This window comes from Pseudomonas sp. SJZ080 (assembly GCF_007828295.1).
In the GTDB taxonomy this organism is placed as follows: Bacteria; Pseudomonadota; Gammaproteobacteria; order Pseudomonadales; family Pseudomonadaceae; genus Aquipseudomonas; species Aquipseudomonas migulae_A.
In genome coordinates this window covers 221,062-237,331 of the sequence record NZ_VIUK01000007.1, presented here as the reverse complement: position 1 = coordinate 237,331, position 16,270 = coordinate 221,062, and the positions used below count along the sequence as shown (strand labels likewise).

Genomic DNA, 16,270 nt, shown 5'->3' with positions numbered 1-16,270 from the left:
CTATGCGCATTGCTTATTTCATCAATCAGTACCCCAAAGTCAGCCATAGCTTCATTCGTCGCGAGATTCTGGCGGTGGAACGTCAGGGTTTTGAGGTCCAGCGTATCGCGCTGCGTGGCTGGGATGCCGAGTTGGTGGATGCCGAGGACGTGTCCGAACGCGATAAAACCCGGTTTGTCCTGCAGGATGGAATAAAAGGGCTGTTGGGGCCCGCGCTACAGGTACTGCGCGCCCAGCCACGACGCTTCTTTTCGACACTGTGGCTGGCGCTACGCATGGGTTTGCGTGCTGATCGCGCCTGGCCGTATCACGTGGTTTATTTACTCGAAGCCTGTCGCTTGCTGACCTGGTTGCAGGCGTTCGGCGCCAGGCATGTGCATGCGCATTTCGGCACTAACTCCACCGAGGTGGTGATGCTGGCCAACGCACTCGGCGGGCCAGCGTACAGTTTTACCGTGCACGGCCCCGAAGAGTTCGACAAACCGCAGTTCATTCATCTGGGCGAGAAAGTACGGCGAGCGGCGTTTGTCGTGGCCATCAGTTCTTATGGCCGCAGCCAGTTGTTTCGCTGGGTGGATCATTCGCACTGGGCAAAAGTAAACGTGGTGCATTGCGGCCTGGAGCGCAGCTTTCACGACGTGACGCCCGTGGCCGTGCCTTCCGTGCCGCGTCTGGTTTGCGTCGGTCGCTTGTGTGAGCAAAAGGGCCAGTTGCTGTTACTGGAAGCCGCGCGCATCCTCGCCGCGCAAGACGTGGAGTTCGAGATCGTACTGGCCGGCGACGGGGAAATGCGTGAGCAAATCGAAGCCTTGACTACACAGTATGGCTTGCAGTCGAAGGTTCGCATTACCGGCTGGATCAGCAGCGACCAGGTGCGCACGGAAATTCTTGCCGCACGAGCCCTGGTATTGCCCAGTTTTGCCGAAGGTTTGCCGGTGGTCATCATGGAAGCCATGGCGTTGCGCCGACCGGTGTTGACGACCTACGTGGCGGGCATTCCCGAGCTGGTGCGCCAGGGCGAGAATGGCTGGCTGTTTCCCACGGGCGAAGTGGAGGAGCTGGCAGCGGCGATGGCGGACTGCCTCGCGCAACCTGTCGAGGTGTTGCAGCGGATGGGCGAAGCGGCCCGGCAGCGGGTGGTGGAACGACACGACATCGATACCGAAGCAGCCCGGCTGGCTGACTTATTCAAGGCACAAGCATGATCACGTTATTGGGTTGGCTGTTCAGCGCGCTGCTGGTGCTCATCATCCTGCCGGTGCTGGTGTTGTTTGCCCAGGTGCTGCTGGCGTGTCTGCCTGCGCGGTCTCGTTCGTCGACACCAGGGCCGCGCCCCCGGTTAGCGGTGCTGGTGCCGGCGCACAATGAATCCTCGCTCATCGTTGCGACGCTCAACAGCATTCTGCCGCAGTTGGTAGAAGGTGATCGCCTGTTGGTGGTGGCGGACAACTGTTCTGACGACACCGCAGCGCTGGCCCGTGCGGCGGGTGCCGAGGTGGTGGAACGCAGCCATGAGCAGCAGCGTGGCAAGGGGTATGCGCTGGACTTTGGGGTGCGTCATCTGGCGAGCGATGCGCCGGAGATCATGATCATCGTCGATGCCGATTGCCTGGCGAGTGACGGCTCGATAGAGCGTTTGGCGATGTGCTGCATCCACTCGGGGCGGCCAGCACAGGCACTGTATTTAATGCATGCTCCAGCGGGTTCCGGGCTGAAAGTGCAGCTTGCCGAATTTGCCTGGTGTGTGAAAAACCGGGTGCGATCGCAGGGTTGGGCCCGGCTTGGCCTGCCTTGTTCACTAATGGGCTCGGGGATGGCTTTCGTCTGGAAGGACCTGGCTTTGATCGATCTCGCCAGCGGCCATATCGTTGAAGATCTGAAGATGGGCCTGGATTTCTGCCGAAGCGGCAAGCCGCCCTTGTTTTGCCCCGATGCGCTGGTGAGCAGTTATTTTCCGCGCAGTGATGAAGGCTTGAGTACTCAGCGCAAGCGTTGGGAACACGGCCATCTGGGAGTCATTCTGGGTGATGCGCCAAAGTTGATGGTGGAGGCGATCAGCCGGGGTAACGGAGGTCTGTTGGCGATGACGCTGGATTTGCTGGTGCCACCGCTGGCCTTGCTGACGTTGCTTCTGAGCGTAGTTTTTACCCTGTCATGGCTGGCATTTTTGCTGGGCGCAGCCTTGGCGCCCGCGTTGATCTCCTCGGTCGGGATGGTCCTGTTGGGCGGGGCTGTCCTGCTGGCCTGGAGCCGGTTCGGTCGTGGGATCATCCCTTTTTCAACCTTGTTGTATGCGCCGTTCTACGCATTGAAAAAAATCCCCCTGTACATCGGCTTTGTGCTCAAGCGACAAGTCGAATGGGTGCGTTCGAAGAGAGATGACAATTAATGCACGCATTGTCCTGGCAACAGCGCTGGCAATCGATTACCCGCAAGCTCAGGGTGATCAGCGACATTGATGATGAACAACGATTGATTGAGGCGTTGTCCAGACCTGACGCGACGACAGTGCTCGGATTCGCCAATGCCCATGCCATGAACCTGGTGGCAGCCAATTCCGATTACCATCACGCGCTGCTGTCAGCGGACGTGTTGCTGCGCGATGGCTCCGGGCTGGCCATCCTGTTTCGTCGTCTCGGTCTGGAACCGGGGCTGAATATGAACGGCACCGATTTCATCCCCAAATTGCTGGCTGCGTACAAGGGCCGGCGCGTGGCTTTCTGGGGCACTGAAGAGCCTTTTCTCACCCAGGCAGTGCGGCACAGCGAAGCGCAGTTTGCGGTCAACGTTGTCTCGGCTCACCATGGCTTCGCGCCAGTGGATACCTACATCAACCTCGCCCGGGAGTTTCAGCCGGAACTGGTGGTGCTGGGGATGGGCATGCCCAAGCAAGAAGCCGTTGCTGCCAGGCTGGCCGACAGCGGCGTGCCCTGTCTTGTCGTGTGCGGTGGGGCGATCCTGGACTTTCTCGGCGGCAAGGTGTCTCGCGCTCCGCAATGGGTGCGTCGTCTCGGCTGTGAATGGGTGTTCAGACTCATCACTGAGCCAAAACGACTTTTTCGTCGTTATGTGATGGGTAATCCGCTGTTTCTATTACGTACTTTGATCTTCAGGCAAGCGTGACGCAGCCGCTCTTTTGATACCCCGCTAAAGCTTTTCCGGCGCCATAAAAACAGCGTCTGAAATATCTTGCAAAACTTCGGTGTTGCACCTTTACTCAGGTTGAAGTTTCGACTTGACGGGTGTGCTGTGGGCTATTTGCTTCATTAAGATTGGCGTCAACAAAATGCTGTCAGGCCATCTTGAGTTCCAGGGAGGGAGTTGCGTTTTTTTCGCAAGAAGGAAGGTGACAGGCTCAACGTGGGCGGCGGATTGTATCGAGGTTGTAATATCCGCACGCAGTGAACAGTGCACTCAGCTGTCGTGCTTTTATTTCGAGTCTTTGGTGTATTGATTTGAAACTCAAATGGCCCTTCCTTGAATTGTGTTAATAACCAAATGAAAGAATACATAGCAGAATTGATGCGTCAGTTATTAACTCCTTCGATGCGATTTGAGCTAAGGAAAGCTGTCGCCTGGCTGCGGGATATCCTGGGGCGCGCCTGTTTTTGGCGCTGGGAAATTGTCAGGTTCAAACTGCGGGAAGACAGCCTCTACGACATTCTCTATGTGGGCAGGAAAACACAACGGGAATTTGTGAAGGTTTTACTGGGCGTTCAATCTCAAGCGGTTGAGAGCCATTTGAAGGTGGGCAAGTCAGACCGGACAGTGGTGGTCAGCGAATTGCCGACCCCGGGGGCATTGTATGTGCCTCAGTACCTGAGTGCTGTCGTGCCGCTGAGCAGGTCAATCGACGAGATCACCGCGAGATACAACACCGAGTTGCGCCGCAGTCTGCGCAAGAACCGTCTGCGCTACCGCATGAAGCAAGCGTTGAACGATGACGAGATTGAAACGGCAGACCGGGAAATGCTTCAACCTTATGCCGCGGCCCGGCATGGTTCGGCCGCCTCGCAAATTGAAGCGCGCGAAGTTCACCGGGTGGCAAAAGTTGCCGGGCGACTCGATCTGGTGCTGCTGGAAGACGAGATTGTTGCATGCCATCTTGGCTGCGTAGTCACCCGGGCAGGTAAGCGCTATTGGAGTACTGTGCGCTTCGGTTACCCGGATACAGTGTTTTCGGATACAAAGAAGTTGCGCGAAGTTAACGCCATCACCACGTTCATGGCGCTGGAGTGGGCGATTGAAAACGGCTTTGACTATTACGACATTGGAACTTGCCTGGCACGCCCGGACGACGGACTTCTCGAATGGAAAAGAAGACGCGGTGGCGATGTCGATACGCTGGGTAACCACGGTTATTTGTTTGTTCAACTGCCCAGGGTGGGCGCGGCGCAGTTTCTCTGGGAAGCGCCACTATTTGCTGTAGAAGGCAAAAACCTGACACTGCATCTCGGGTTGCCGGACGGTCCGAGTGATGAGGAAGTTGCCAGTCGATATCGCGAAATGGGTTTTGGTGGGCTTTTCAAAATATACCTCCATTGTGCCAGGGTGCCGGGAGAGCAACTTCTCGACACTTTGCGCAGTCGTTACGCTCATTTGAAGTCGCCCCCTGTTCTGGAAAGTATCGTTTCCACCTGATCACGTCATTGCATTTAAAAATCAGTTTCAACCAATAACGTTTGTTGCCGTTTATCCATATCTGGATGGGGTGCCTATGTCTCAATTTAATTCATTGACGAGTGGCGGCCAATCGAAGTGGAGCCTTGCTGCGTATAAGCACCTTTTCAACACTCGGGTCATACGGACGCCGTCGCGGCCCCTGCAGAGCCAGGCCGTGAAAACCTGGGAAATTGCCCCGGGCGAAATTGCGATGGCTCCGCCCGCTTTCCACCTGCCCAACCAGCTCGAGCGTGTGACGGGGTGGGCCGAGGCGCTGTTTTATCCTCACGAGCATCCTCGACGCACAATGGAAGGTATCGGTCGTGTGGAACACAGTCCCACCCGAGGTTACTTGCTGAAGGATGCCTGGTTGATCGATGGCACGCTCTACAAAGGCAATGCCAAGTCGTGGTTGACCCCTGGTTCTGGCCGGTTACCGGGGATTCACGTAGAAAACGAAATCGATCGCGGCGCGTTGTATTGCACGGCGGGGGGCAACAAATGGTTTGGCACCTGGCTGATGGATGATTGCCTGACCTATCGATTGGCCAGCGACGAAGGTGTGCCGGTGACCACGGCACCCTTTGCCGCGAATGCTTCCATCGCCAGGAACGGCATACTTCATGCCCCCGGTTACGAGAACTGGCTGGACATGAGGCCAGTTCGTCTACGCGATGCATTTTTCCGTGAACTCGTGATCTTTGACGATCTGAGCCAGAATCGGCACAAGCACCTGCGTTTCCGGGCGATGGGTGAAAAACTGCTGTCGCACGTTAACGTCAGCGCTCATCCGGGCGTATTCATCCTGCGCGGTGGCAAGGGTGAGCTGCGATTGCTGCACAATGAGAGGGCGCTTGCAGAACGTTTGCGTGACCGTAGGGGGTTTCGCATTCTCGACCCGGCGACATCCGATGTTCCGACCATCGTCGCGGCCTGTGCCGGGGCGAGAACCGTGATAGGGATCGAGGGGAGTCATCTTATCCATGGGGTTAACGTACTTCCCCCGGGTGGTTCGCTGCTCGTTTTGCAGCCGCCTGATCGTTTTGTCTGTTTCTTCAAGTACCTGACCGATCGTGATCGGCAGAACTTTGGTTTTGTGGTCGGTACGCCGTCGGGAAGTGGTTTCACCATCGACCCCGATGAAGTCGAGCGCACGCTGGATCTCTTTCCGTCATCGTACGGCGAGGTGTAGGCGCAGTCGGTCGACGTTCGATTGCTCGTGAGGCCGTTAACGATATCGCGTGTAACCCGGGTAAACGCGGTGGTCGGTCGTCCATCGCGAGCAAGCTTGCTCCTACAGTTTCATTACCTGACAGACATTCACGACGCACTAGTAGGCTTGTTTGCCGGAGAAGGCAGATACCGTTCGTAAAAGAATGATGAAGTCGAGCCAGAGCGACCAGTTGTTGATGTACTCGATGTCTGAGTCAACCCGCCGAATCATTTGCTCTATATCTTTCGTTTCACCGCGAAGGCCACGTACCTGAGCCAGGCCGGTGATGCCCGGTTTAATGTTGTGACGTGCAAAGTAGCCCGAGACATCGGGTGAGTACTGCACGTCGTGTTGAATCGCGTGCGGACGAGGGCCTACCAGCGACATTTCTCCCATCAACACGTTGAACAACTGCGGCAGCTCATCCAGGCTGGTTTTGCGAATAAAGGCGCCCACCCTGGTCACCCGTGGATCATTCTTTTGGGCCTGCTTGACGGTGCCGTCTGGCGATTGATGGACCACCATGCTTCTGAACTTCCAGATCCGGAAAACTTCGCCACTCCACCCCATGCGTTGTTGGCGAAAGAACACAGGGCCGGGGCTATCGATCTTGATCGCAAGGGCGACAAGCACCAGCACTGGCGCGGCAAACAGCAGGATGAGAAAAGCCCCGACCTTGTCTTCGAGATTCTTCAGGAACAGTCGCATTCCCATCAGCGGCGTTTCGGACAAGGTCAGCACGGGAATGCCGGCAATCTCGCGAACGCTGTGGTTGATCAGCTTCAAGGCGAAAATGTCAGGCACCCAGTTAACCCTGACGTGTTTGTCGAACAGACTTAAATAGACCTTCTGGATAACTTCGGAGCCACCGACAGGGGTCACAAAATAGACCGTACGAATGGCGTGTTTGACGACCAATTCATCCAGATCAGAAACATTGCCCAGTATCGCCAGGCGTGGTGCACCTTCCAGGCCTTCCTTTCCCCGGTCATCGTCCGCGCCAATCAATACACAGCCGACGATGCGTTCGCCGAGCCAGGGGTTGTTGCTGATTTTCTTGTGGAGGTAGCTGGCCAGCTCGCCCGAGCCAATGATCAGCGAATTTTCCAGTTGCGTCGGGTGAGTCAGAAACTTCTTCTGCATTTCCCGTGTGGCGAGGTGCAAAAACAACTGGGCAAAGTAGCCAAGAACAAATAACTCCCCAACCAACAGCCGCGAATACCGTTCGCTTGTTTTGGTCAGGAAAGCCATGGCCACGAGAAAGCCGAAGGTCGCGGTCCACGCCTTCAGAAGCTTGAAAGCTTTGACGGTAAAACCGACATTGCTGCGATAAATAGCGTAATGGTCGTACACGACGGCCAATGCCCCAAGCAGGAGCAGGAGCAGGATGACGTAATCCTGGGAAATGAAGCCGATATGATAATTGATCAAAAACCACGCGACACCGGTTACCGCAACGCAATCGAGACCGGCCTGAATGACAATACTGGTGCTGCTTCTTCGCTGGAGAACGGAACGCGTGCTGTTGGGCTCAAAAATCATTTTCAGACCTCATTTGCTTTCCCTTGCGCTCGATATGACAGGATTCAGGTCAAACAGCCCTAGCTTGAGAGCCCAAGCGCCACTGACAAGTTACTCATACTTGTGACAGGTATCCACCCTCCAATGTGTAAAACTGGTGAGACGATGACGGGTGCTATCACTTTAGCAGCACTGTGCAAATATTCACTGAATCGCTACGGTTTCATACAACATTCAAGCCAAAAAAAGAAGCTGGCAGGAGAGGCCGATCAAACACGGGGGGACTCATTCGCAGCGCGCTGGTGCGAGCATGTTTGATCAGGAGTCTTGGGGAAGGTAACCCATGCGAGACAGACGTCGCGCAGGGCAGGGGTCAAGCGGCAGGGCGGGAACCGGGGTCCCCGTTTTCACAGTGTCGATCTGGTCAGACCGTTGTCAGTTATTCATCCCGTCTTCGATGGCGATGCCTTGCGCGCGCATCTGCTTGATCAGTTCTGAACGGGTGCCGGGGAGGTTCAGCATGGTTGTTGCCCGCAGGGCCGCCACTTCTTCCGCACTGTAAGGTTGATAGTCCGCAGGCGTGCTTTTGCCCGCCATGCCGTCTGCACGCATCAGCCAGTTCAGCAGGTCGGCCAACTGCGCGTTGTCCAGCGCGGACTGCGACATGCCGGGAACACGCACAAGAAACTCGCGCCCGCCCGGCACCTTCAGAAAGTTGCCGACAAATCCCGCCATCCGCGGTGTGTCATTGGCGGGGGAACCCATGCCATTGCCCAGGTGGCAACCGGCGCATTGCAATTGGTAGTTCACGCCAACGCTGTAGCCGGCCTGGGCTATCGGTTTCTGCAACTCTTCGTTACCTGGCGCATGACGCTGCGCCGGGTCGGGGATGGCTCTGGCATGAACGAGCGGGGCGGTCATGGCGCAGACAAGACCGAGGATGAGCAACCTACTCATGACAAACACCTCTGAGATAGCTGTACCTGTGGAAGCGAGCCTGCTCGCGATGGACGTGAACGATGACGCGTGGTGCCTGGAAAAATGCGTTGAATTCGAATTCATCGCGAGCAGGCTCGCTGCAACAGCGTTCGCCAAAAAAACCGCCGATTGCGCGAACAATCGACGGCCACTGCGCGTTAAACCACGACGCCACGAATAACCGAAACGGTGCAGTGATAGATGTGCGATTTGGCGGCCAGGCACCAGTTCACATCGTTGTTGTTGAACGGGCGATAGGCCGGTTCTTCACTGTCGTTACGGGTGCAGGCGCACTGGGCGCAGCTCTGTTTACCGCAGCAATCGTTGTACGAAATGATGTAGTCCTTGCCGTCGGCCGGGTTGCGGCAGGTGCCGATCCAGGTGACTTGCGACGCTTCGGTGCCCGGCGGGCAGGACGTCACCGACCCCCCACAACAGCTGCACAGAAAGCCGTCGATCGAACAGTAGCGCCAGTAATCGCAGCTGTTCGGATCTCCCGGGTCACCGGCCTTCGGGTTGTCTGCGGCCAAGGCTTTGCTGGTACGGTCCAGCGGCAACAGCAGGGGGAGCGCGGCGCCCGCGACCATCAGGGAACCCATGCGCGCCAGCAGTTTGCGACGCGAGGTGGTGTCGGCCACTCGACGGGTCGAGCGTTCGAACAACAGATCCAGCAGTTTCATAAGAGTCTCCCTGCCTTAATCAATGGCTATGGCTATGGCTATGGCCGTGGCTGTGGTCGTGTGCGGGCGGCTGGCTGTTCAGGTATTCCTGCAGCGTGGCGCTTTTCAGGTGCTCGACTTCGAACAGGCTGTCCAGGTGCTCGCGGGAATTGACCAGGCCTTTGGCGCGCAAGGTGCCGGTTTTATCGATCAGGGCGGCGTACGGCAGCTTGCCGATCTGATAGGTCATGCCGACTTCCGGCCCGACGACATACGTGGCGTCCTCCAGTTTGTGTTCGCGGATCAGCGCTTGCTGGGCGTCCATGTCGCCGTCGCTGATGAAAACCACGTCGAGGCGATTCGCCTGTTCCCTGGCAATAGACTTGATCGCCGGCAGCAGGGATTTGCAGATCGGACAGGTCGGCGAAAGGAAAAACAGCAGTTGGGATTTTTCACCGGCATAGCCGAAGTTGACCGGGCGGCCGTGACGGTCGGAAGCGGTGACTTGCGGCGCGGCTTCGTTGACCGCCACGCCTTTGTCGACCATCAGCGCACCGGCCGGCGCCAGGCGCCCGTGCAGCACACCAATCTGCCGGACCAGGCCCATGACGACAAACGCCACGGCCACCAGCAGTACCCAGAGCAGAACGTTGGAAACGATTAAGCCTTCCATTGATCACCTACCAATCAGTTTGAACAGAAGAGGGGAGTTGGCCAGCAAGCCATCGGCTGCGGCGTAAATCAGCAGCGCGACAGCGCTGGCGGCAACGGTGACGAAGCCGTCGAAAAAACCAAGGTCGCGGGCGACGGGCAACACGCTGGCCAGCAGCGCCAGACCCACCAGCGCGCTGTTGCGCAGCAGCAGCACCGGACGCAATGGCTGCGCCTGGTCCGGGCCGGCACAACCGCAGTCGATGTCGCGGCGCCCGCGCCACAGGTTGATGGCGATGGCGGCGGCGTACAGCGCGATCAGGCTGGCGGCACTGAGCGCCGCCCACGAACGGCAGGCCGGCACCAGCAGTGCAAAGGCGATCGCCAGTTCAATCGCCGGAATGACTCGGGCGCCAGGGCGCACGAGCGCGTCGGGCAGGAGTTGGTAGTCGGCCAGTTGCCTGGCAAAACGTGCCGGAGCGCGCAACTTGTGCGTCGCGGCACTGGCCAGCAACACTGCAATGGCGAGCGCGCTGGCAATGATGAAGATCGGATCGATGTGCATGGCCGAACCTCGTTTAGTAGCTCATGACCTGAGTCGCGGTTTTGGCGACTTTCGGCATGCTGCCAGTGAGCTTGTTGGTCTTCAGATCGAAAATCTGCAACCCGCCCTCGATGTCGGTACCCAGCAACAACGGCTTATCGTCACCGGTGGCCTGCATGCTCCACACCGGCACCGGTGCTTCCAGGGTCGCTACTTTCTTGTGGGTTTTCAGATCGAATGCCCAGATCAAAGGGCTCGGGTCTTCCCACTTCATCGGTTCGTGCGCGTCGTGCATCAGCACGTACAAGCGGTTCAGCTTCGGCGCCACGGCCATCAGTTGCCAGCCACCGGGTGCCCAGCCGGCTTTCTTTTCCTCGTCGCTGGTCAGCGACCACGACGGCAGGATTTTCGGTGCATCGGCAGAGAAGTCCACCGGGCGCACGGTGCCCGTCGTGGTGGTGAAGTAGTAGGTGTCGCCGATGTTCACCGCGCGCTCATTGAGCTTTTCAGCATTGGGGTCGAAGAACGGCGTGCGGCTGCGCGCGGTTTCCTGGCCCTGATCGTTGAGCGTGATCACCTGCAGGCTGCCATCGCCGCACAACGAGGCGAAGCGGCGATTGCCGATCGGGTAGTTGAGAACGCAACCGGGAATCGCCAGTTCGGCGGCGACGGACTTGGCCTGGGTGTCGACCACGGTCACTGAAGTCGACGGCGTGAAGTTGTAGACGTAGACGAAGCGGTCATCGCCGCTGGTCTTCAAACCGTAGCGCTGGGTCAACGATTCGGCGCGCTTGGTCGGAATCAACAGCTCCCAGGCCGGCGACAGGGTCGAACTGTCCCAAGCGGTCAACACATCCGTGCGCGTGCCACGGGTGCCGCGTGAGTAAAAGATGTCGGCGCTGTAGAGGGTTTTCTGATCGTGACTGAGTGTCGAAGGCGCCGCAAAACCGGTGGGTACCATGCCGAGGATGCGTTTTTTGTCGGGGTCGACCACGGTGACGCGGCCCGCCACGAAGCTTTCGAATTCGACGTCGACGATGAACGCGCGATGGACTTCCGGTGGAAATGCCAGAACGGTCTGGCCGATCGTGTCAGCGGGCAGATCCGCGCTGGCATTGTTCAAACCCAGTACCAGCAGGCTGAGACTCAGCGCTGACTGTACGGTGATCCTGGTGGCTCGCATTAGGGGAACTCCCTGAATTATTGTTCACGCAAATCGCGGGTGCATTGGCAGATTTTTGCAGTTCGATTCTGCCTCGCTGGCCGAGGGGGTGAATTGCTGTGGCTGCCAAGCGTTTGTGTGTCTGTGCCAGTCTTTAAAACCGGGCTGCAAACACCGCAATTTCAGGCGAAAACCGTCCCTGTAGGAGCCGGCATGCTGGTGTTGGCGATGTCGAAGACGCCATCGTCAGCAAGCTTGCTCCTACGAAAAACGGTTTGTGTCAGGAAGGCTTTGCGAGGGGAAGGGAGAAGGTGAAAACAGCGCCGCAGGGCTCAAGGTTTTGCGCCCAGATATCGCCACGGTGACGGCCGATGATGTTTTTGCACAGCGCCAGCCCGATGCCGTTGCCGCTGACCTTGGAGGAAAAGAAACCGTCGAAGAGCTTCTCTTGCGCCTGAGCCTGAATGCCGCGACCGCAGTCCTCGATGCGCACCAGCGCCAGCTGATTTTCGGCGCTGGCCTGAATCCGCAGCACGCGCCGTTCGACCGGCAGGTCGCTCATCTCTTCAATCGCGTTGAACGCCAGGTTGAGGATGACCTGACCGATCAGCACTTTTTCGCAGCTCACCAGCAGCGGCGCCGGGCTGGCGACAATGTCGACGCGGACCTGACTCGGGTCGGCGCGCAGGCTGATGAAATAGCGGATTTCGCGCAGCAACTCATTGAGGTCGATCCGCTCTTCACTTTGCTCCAGCTTGACCACGTAATCGCGCACGCTCTTGATGATCAGCGACGCATGCTCGATTTGCCGCACGGCATTTTGCAAACCCCAGGCGACCCCCTGATCAGTGGCCTGCGCTTTGTTCAGGCGAATCACCGCACCTTCGATGAAGTTGCGGGTGGCGGCCAGCGGTTGACTCAGCTCGTGGGCAATCGCCACGGCCATTTCGCCCATGGCGTTGTAGCGGGCCAGGTACTCGAGTTTTTGCTCGCTGACACGCCGCGCTTCTTCGGCGCGCACTTGCTCGGTGACGTCGCGAAACAGCAGCAGATGGCCCACCAGATCGTCTTCAATTTCGATAAAACGACACGTCGCCTCATGCCAACGCCACTCACCGTCGCGGCGCTGCACGTGGTAGTGCACGCTGAACGGTGCATGCTCCAGTGTCTCGCTGGCCAGCTGTTGCAACAAACGCTGGCGTGAATCGTCGTCGCACCATGACAGGAAATTTTCGCCGATCAGCGCGTGTTCTTCGCTGTTGAGCAAATGCGCGCCGGAGTCGCTGATAAAGCGGATATCACCCTCAGGACCGAGCACCGCAACCCCCTCGGCCAGGTCCTGCATGAACGCCTTGAGCCGACTCTCGAAACGCTTGAGGTCGCGCTTGACCTTGTCTTCCCTGGAGATGTCGCGGAACTGCACCATCAACACATCGCGGCCTTCCAGATGCACCAGGGTCGCGACCGCCTCGGACAGAATTTCCACCCCCTGCTTGGAGCGATAACACCATTCGATGGCGCGCTGGCCCGTGCGTGCAGCGCCTTCCAGCCAGCGCAAACCCACCGAACGCCGGTACTTGGGGGCATCGCGGGTCATGTCGGGGGCTTTGAGCGGCGTCAGTTCTTCCAGGGTGAAACCGAGCGCGTCCAGGGCGGCGGTGTTGGCCCAGAGAATCTCCTTGCTCTGAGCATCGTGAAGAATGATGCACAACGGCATGGCTTCGACGAGGGTGAAAAAGTCGTGCGGTTTTGGCAGGTACATCGCGCAGCCCAGAGGAACCGGTGAAAGGGAAGTATGGCGTTTTATACCGTCTTGCGCGTGGGGATGCGCTCAGAAGTAACCGGGGGCGGTCTAGGGGATTTCTTTAGCCAAGTGGCTGCACGCACCAATGGTGGCGACCCGCTGCGGTATTTACACTGACCCCATCAGCGGTCGCCACTCCGCCGGGCAGGCTCCGGCTAATACCGGGTGGTTGATGTATTGCAGGCCCGCGGCGGTGACATCGACACCGAATGCCGCGAAGGCATCTGCGGCCTGCGCATCGTCGAGGTGCGGGGGACGGCGTGCCTGAGCATCGCGACAACGGTTCGTCGAACAAGGAAAAGGCGTCCGGCAAGGCGATGCGCGCCTGCGTTTTTCGCGCTGTTTCCGCTTGTCCGGTATTGGACATCCAACGCAAGGAAGGCTGGCAAGCCAGCGCGGGAGCCTGTTGAATAGCGCTTCGGCTGCCGTCAAGGGAGGAGACAGCCAGGTACGTAATATTTGCCGAACCGCTCGACGAAGCGGTCGAAAAATAACAATAAAACAGGCGTGAGGCTTTGCAGTGATGATGACTTCTTCGGCGGTTCGCAATGAGGCGTTCGAAAGCTGGTTGAGCCAGGTCAACCAGGCCTGTGGGCGTTTCGATGCCAGGGCCCTGGATACGGATTTTTACGGTGAGCTGGCGGAATACCGCAGCGGCGCCATCAACCTCAGTGTCGTCGACATGGCGCACGTGCACCTGTATCGCACCAGCAAAGACGTCAGCGTCAGCCGCGACGGCCACTATTACGCGGTGTTCCAGATGCGCGGCAGTTCACAGCTGGAACAGGGTGAAAATCGCGCTCGACTGGGGGCGGGCGACATCGCCCTGATCGATGCCTGCCGCCCAAGTGACATGACGTACAACGAGGATTCCCGGCAGCTGTCGCTGATTCTGCCGCGTCAGGTGGTTGAGCGCGGTTCGCACTTCAACGGGGTCAACTGCGCCACCCGAATCGCGGCCCACACACCACTGGCGGCGATGGCCAACAAGCTGGTCATGGACACCCGGCAGCAGGAAGGCCTGGACATGCAGGAGAGCGAAGCGGTGCTCGATGCCCTCGTCAGCCTGCTGTCGCCGGCGATCAGCGCCCGCGACAACGGCGGCGATGCCCACGAGCGGCAGTTTCGTAAGGTCATCGCCTACATCGACGAACACATCAGCGCCGAAGAGCTATGCCCCGAGCTGATCGCCCGGGAGGTGGGGGTTTCTGTGCGGGGGTTGTACCGGATGTTCTCCAAGCGCGGCCTGGTGGTGGCGCAATACATCAAGCATCGGCGCCTGGATTTCTGCGCAGAAAACCTGCGCCGCTCCCACGTCGAGCAGAAGCTTTCGGCGCTGTGTTACGCCTGGGGCTTTTCCGATTCCAGCTACTTCTCATCGGCGTTCAAGTCGCGCTTCGGTGTGTCGCCGGGGGCGTATCGCAAGCGCTATAGCCAGAACTGACCCGACGCAACCTTGTAGGGGCCGGCTTGCTGGCGATGGCACCTTTGAGTCTTGCATCGTCAGCAAGGATGCCTTCGCCAGCAAGCCGGCTCCCACAGGGGGCGCGCGCATGAGCCTTAATGCCGCGCCGGCTCTTCCGTCGGCAGGTGCAACACCTCGCGCACCAGCATCGCAATGCTGGTCACGCCCATCTTTTCCTTGATCCTGGTCCGGTGCACATCAACGGTTTTCACGCTGATGTTCAGCTCCCGGGCGATGACCTTGCTCGCCTTGCCATCGATCACCAGCATCAACACTTCCCGCTCACGACTGGTCAACAAGGCCAGTTTGCTTTGCAGGTTCTGGCGTTGCTCCTGATCGGCCTGGGCATGCACGGCCGTCTTCAGCGCCGCCTGAATGCGGTCGATCATTTGTTGCGGGTTGTACGGCTTCTCGACGAAATCCAGCGCACCGTTCTTCATCGCCGTCACTGACATCGGAATGTCGCCATGCGCGGAGACGAAGATGGTCGGCAGGGTACTGCCGCGCTGGTTGAGGATTTCCTGCAGTTGAAAGCCGCTGGTCTCCGGCATGCGCACGTCCAGCACCAGGCACGCCGGTTGCCTGGGGTCGTACTGGCTCAGGAACTCTTCAGCGCCGGCAAAGCATTGCGCCTGCACACTGACCGACTCCAGCAACCAGGCCAGCGAAGTGCGCAAATCCTTGTCGTCATCAACGATATAAACAATCGGTTTGCGGGTTTCCATCAGGGACTGCCACGAAAATTTCTAATTATTGTTTTCGCACGCGTGCACGCTGCGGCGGACATCGGCGCCGGTGTTGACGCCAATCAGCAGAATACCCACTGCGGCGGGCCCTGACGATAAAGAAACCACCTAGTCGACTAGCGGAAAGCCGACCTCGGCATGGGGATCGTCAGAATGGTTGTGCGCCGCGCCGGGCCTTAGTCTTGTTCCATAACCTGCGGGCCGCCAACGGGCGGCCCTCCTGAAGGAAGGGGCACCGACATGGCCGACCTGAGCCAGCAGCAAATCGACTTTCGCAACGCCATGGCGCAGTTGCCGGCGGCGGTGAATATCATCACCACCAATGGCCCCGGTGGATGCTGCGGCATCACCGCCAGCGCCGTGTGCTCGGTGACGGACTCGCCGCCGACCGTGCTGGTGTGCGTCAACCGCAACAGCGCGACCCATGATGTGTTTCGTACCAACGGCCTGCTGTGCGTCAACGTGCTGAGCGGCGAGCAGGAAGAGCTGGCCCGGCACTTCGCCGGCATGACAAATGTGTCGATGGAAGAGCGTTTCGCCTGGGATCTGTGGGACGGTGGCGACACCGGCGTGCCGGTGCTGCGTGATGCGCTGGTGCAGCTGGAAGGGCGGATCAGCGAGTGCAAGGAAGTGGGGTCGCATTCGGTGATGTTTGTCGAATTGTCGAAGGTTGGCGTGCGTGGGGAGGGGGATAGCCTGGTGTATTTCAACCGGGTATTTCATCGGGTTGAGCATGCTGTGGTGGCGTGCTGAAAGATCGCGTTATCGAGGGTGGAGTGTCAGGCGAGGTCGATGTTGCCTGTGATGGCCTCTTCGCGAGCAAGCCGGCTCCCACATTTGTCCGAGTTGCCTGGACGGACGCGGT

At 58.7% G+C, this 16,270-nt stretch carries 15 protein-coding genes and 1 pseudogene; 8 read left to right on the top strand and 8 right to left on the bottom strand.

The features are described from left to right. The first annotated feature begins 2 nt into the window (after positions 1-2). The 5 genes from FBY04_RS12810 to FBY04_RS12790 all read left to right on the top strand — a co-directional run bounded on the left by FBY04_RS12810 (position 3) and on the right by FBY04_RS12790 (position 5,854). The gene (locus FBY04_RS12810; RefSeq protein ID WP_145315432.1) at positions 3-1,205 is read left to right on the top strand and encodes a glycosyltransferase; all 1,203 of its coding nucleotides are present in this window, start codon (positions 3-5) and stop codon (positions 1,203-1,205) included. Continuing rightward, complete coding sequence (locus FBY04_RS12805; protein ID WP_145315431.1) at positions 1,202-2,389, top strand: glycosyltransferase family 2 protein; 1,188 nt, start codon at positions 1,202-1,204, stop codon at positions 2,387-2,389. Before FBY04_RS12810 ends, FBY04_RS12805 begins: the two co-directional genes overlap by 4 nt. Further along, positions 2,389-3,123 carry a WecB/TagA/CpsF family glycosyltransferase gene (locus FBY04_RS12800; protein ID WP_145315430.1) on the top strand — a complete coding sequence of 245 codons (735 nt, stop codon included), beginning with the start codon at positions 2,389-2,391 and terminating at the stop codon, positions 3,121-3,123. The genes FBY04_RS12805 and FBY04_RS12800 overlap by 1 nt, the downstream gene beginning before the upstream one ends. 375 nt (positions 3,124-3,498) lie before the next feature. Continuing rightward, positions 3,499-4,641 (top strand): hypothetical protein, encoded by a 1,143-nt coding sequence (locus FBY04_RS12795; RefSeq protein WP_178118279.1) that lies wholly within the window; start codon positions 3,499-3,501, stop codon positions 4,639-4,641. Positions 4,642-4,717: 76 nt separating this feature from the next. Continuing rightward, a complete protein-coding gene (locus FBY04_RS12790) occupies positions 4,718-5,854 on the top strand; it encodes a glycosyltransferase 61 family protein (RefSeq protein ID WP_145315429.1) in 1,137 nt (378 codons plus the stop codon). A gap of 138 nt (positions 5,855-5,992) precedes the next feature. On the opposite strand, the gene FBY04_RS12785 is transcribed toward FBY04_RS12790, so the two are convergent. From FBY04_RS12785 to FBY04_RS12750, 7 genes are all read right to left on the bottom strand, one after another. Then, a complete protein-coding gene (locus FBY04_RS12785) occupies positions 5,993-7,417 on the bottom strand; it encodes an undecaprenyl-phosphate glucose phosphotransferase (protein WP_084322571.1) in 1,425 nt (474 codons plus the stop codon). Between the two features lie 414 nt (positions 7,418-7,831). After that, complete coding sequence (locus FBY04_RS12780) at positions 7,832-8,353, bottom strand: cytochrome C (protein WP_084322570.1); 522 nt, start codon at positions 8,351-8,353, stop codon at positions 7,832-7,834. A gap of 179 nt (positions 8,354-8,532) precedes the next feature. After that, complete coding sequence (locus FBY04_RS12770; protein WP_145315427.1) at positions 8,533-9,054, bottom strand: methylamine dehydrogenase light chain; 522 nt, start codon at positions 9,052-9,054, stop codon at positions 8,533-8,535. A gap of 19 nt (positions 9,055-9,073) precedes the next feature. Next, a complete protein-coding gene (gene mauD / locus FBY04_RS12765) occupies positions 9,074-9,706 on the bottom strand; it encodes a methylamine dehydrogenase accessory protein MauD (protein WP_145315426.1) in 633 nt (210 codons plus the stop codon). Between the two features lie 3 nt (positions 9,707-9,709). Further along, a complete protein-coding gene (locus FBY04_RS12760; RefSeq protein WP_084322566.1) occupies positions 9,710-10,249 on the bottom strand; it encodes a MauE/DoxX family redox-associated membrane protein in 540 nt (179 codons plus the stop codon). Between the two features lie 13 nt (positions 10,250-10,262). Continuing rightward, positions 10,263-11,411, bottom strand: a complete 1,149-nt coding sequence (locus FBY04_RS12755) for an amine dehydrogenase large subunit (protein ID WP_084322565.1) — start codon at positions 11,409-11,411, stop codon at positions 10,263-10,265. 259 nt (positions 11,412-11,670) lie between these two features. Continuing rightward, a complete protein-coding gene (locus FBY04_RS12750) occupies positions 11,671-13,152 on the bottom strand; it encodes a PAS domain-containing sensor histidine kinase (protein ID WP_145315425.1) in 1,482 nt (493 codons plus the stop codon). A 187-nt stretch (positions 13,153-13,339) separates the two neighbouring features. On the opposite strand from FBY04_RS12750, the pseudogene FBY04_RS32720 reads away from it, so the two are divergent. Continuing rightward, positions 13,340-13,604, top strand: a pseudogene (locus FBY04_RS32720) (2Fe-2S iron-sulfur cluster binding domain-containing protein); the annotation flags it as partial. 113 nt (positions 13,605-13,717) lie between these two features. Next, a complete protein-coding gene (gene feaR, locus FBY04_RS12740) occupies positions 13,718-14,638 on the top strand; it encodes a transcriptional regulator FeaR (protein WP_145315424.1) in 921 nt (306 codons plus the stop codon). A 116-nt stretch (positions 14,639-14,754) separates the two neighbouring features. Here the strand turns inward: feaR and FBY04_RS12730 are convergent, their stop codons facing one another. Next, positions 14,755-15,384 (bottom strand): response regulator transcription factor, encoded by a 630-nt coding sequence (locus FBY04_RS12730; protein WP_145315422.1) that lies wholly within the window; start codon positions 15,382-15,384, stop codon positions 14,755-14,757. A gap of 261 nt (positions 15,385-15,645) precedes the next feature. Between FBY04_RS12730 and hpaC the strand changes: the two genes are divergently transcribed. After that, complete coding sequence (gene hpaC / locus FBY04_RS12725; protein ID WP_084322561.1) at positions 15,646-16,158, top strand: 4-hydroxyphenylacetate 3-monooxygenase, reductase component; 513 nt, start codon at positions 15,646-15,648, stop codon at positions 16,156-16,158. The last annotated feature ends 112 nt before the right edge of the window (positions 16,159-16,270 follow it).

Coding starts and splice junctions, on each gene's coding strand:
- mauD (WP_145315426.1), bottom strand. CDS start 9,706: ATGGAAGGCTTAATCGTTTCCAACGTTCTGCTCTGGGTACTGCTGGTG.
- FBY04_RS12755 (WP_084322565.1), bottom strand. CDS start 11,411: ATGCGAGCCACCAGGATCACCGTACAGTCAGCGCTGAGTCTCAGCCTG.
- FBY04_RS12800 (WP_145315430.1), top strand. CDS start 2,389: ATGCACGCATTGTCCTGGCAACAGCGCTGGCAATCGATTACCCGCAAG.
- FBY04_RS12810 (WP_145315432.1), top strand. CDS start 3: ATGCGCATTGCTTATTTCATCAATCAGTACCCCAAAGTCAGCCATAGC.
- FBY04_RS12805 (WP_145315431.1), top strand. CDS start 1,202: ATGATCACGTTATTGGGTTGGCTGTTCAGCGCGCTGCTGGTGCTCATC.
- hpaC (WP_084322561.1), top strand. CDS start 15,646: ATGGCCGACCTGAGCCAGCAGCAAATCGACTTTCGCAACGCCATGGCG.
- FBY04_RS12780 (WP_084322570.1), bottom strand. CDS start 8,353: ATGAGTAGGTTGCTCATCCTCGGTCTTGTCTGCGCCATGACCGCCCCG.
- FBY04_RS12750 (WP_145315425.1), bottom strand. CDS start 13,152: ATGTACCTGCCAAAACCGCACGACTTTTTCACCCTCGTCGAAGCCATG.
- FBY04_RS12760 (WP_084322566.1), bottom strand. CDS start 10,249: ATGCACATCGATCCGATCTTCATCATTGCCAGCGCGCTCGCCATTGCA.
- FBY04_RS12790 (WP_145315429.1), top strand. CDS start 4,718: ATGTCTCAATTTAATTCATTGACGAGTGGCGGCCAATCGAAGTGGAGC.
- FBY04_RS12795 (WP_178118279.1), top strand. CDS start 3,499: ATGAAAGAATACATAGCAGAATTGATGCGTCAGTTATTAACTCCTTCG.
- FBY04_RS12785 (WP_084322571.1), bottom strand. CDS start 7,417: ATGATTTTTGAGCCCAACAGCACGCGTTCCGTTCTCCAGCGAAGAAGC.
- FBY04_RS12730 (WP_145315422.1), bottom strand. CDS start 15,384: ATGGAAACCCGCAAACCGATTGTTTATATCGTTGATGACGACAAGGAT.
- FBY04_RS12770 (WP_145315427.1), bottom strand. CDS start 9,054: ATGAAACTGCTGGATCTGTTGTTCGAACGCTCGACCCGTCGAGTGGCC.
- feaR (WP_145315424.1), top strand. CDS start 13,718: ATGATGACTTCTTCGGCGGTTCGCAATGAGGCGTTCGAAAGCTGGTTG.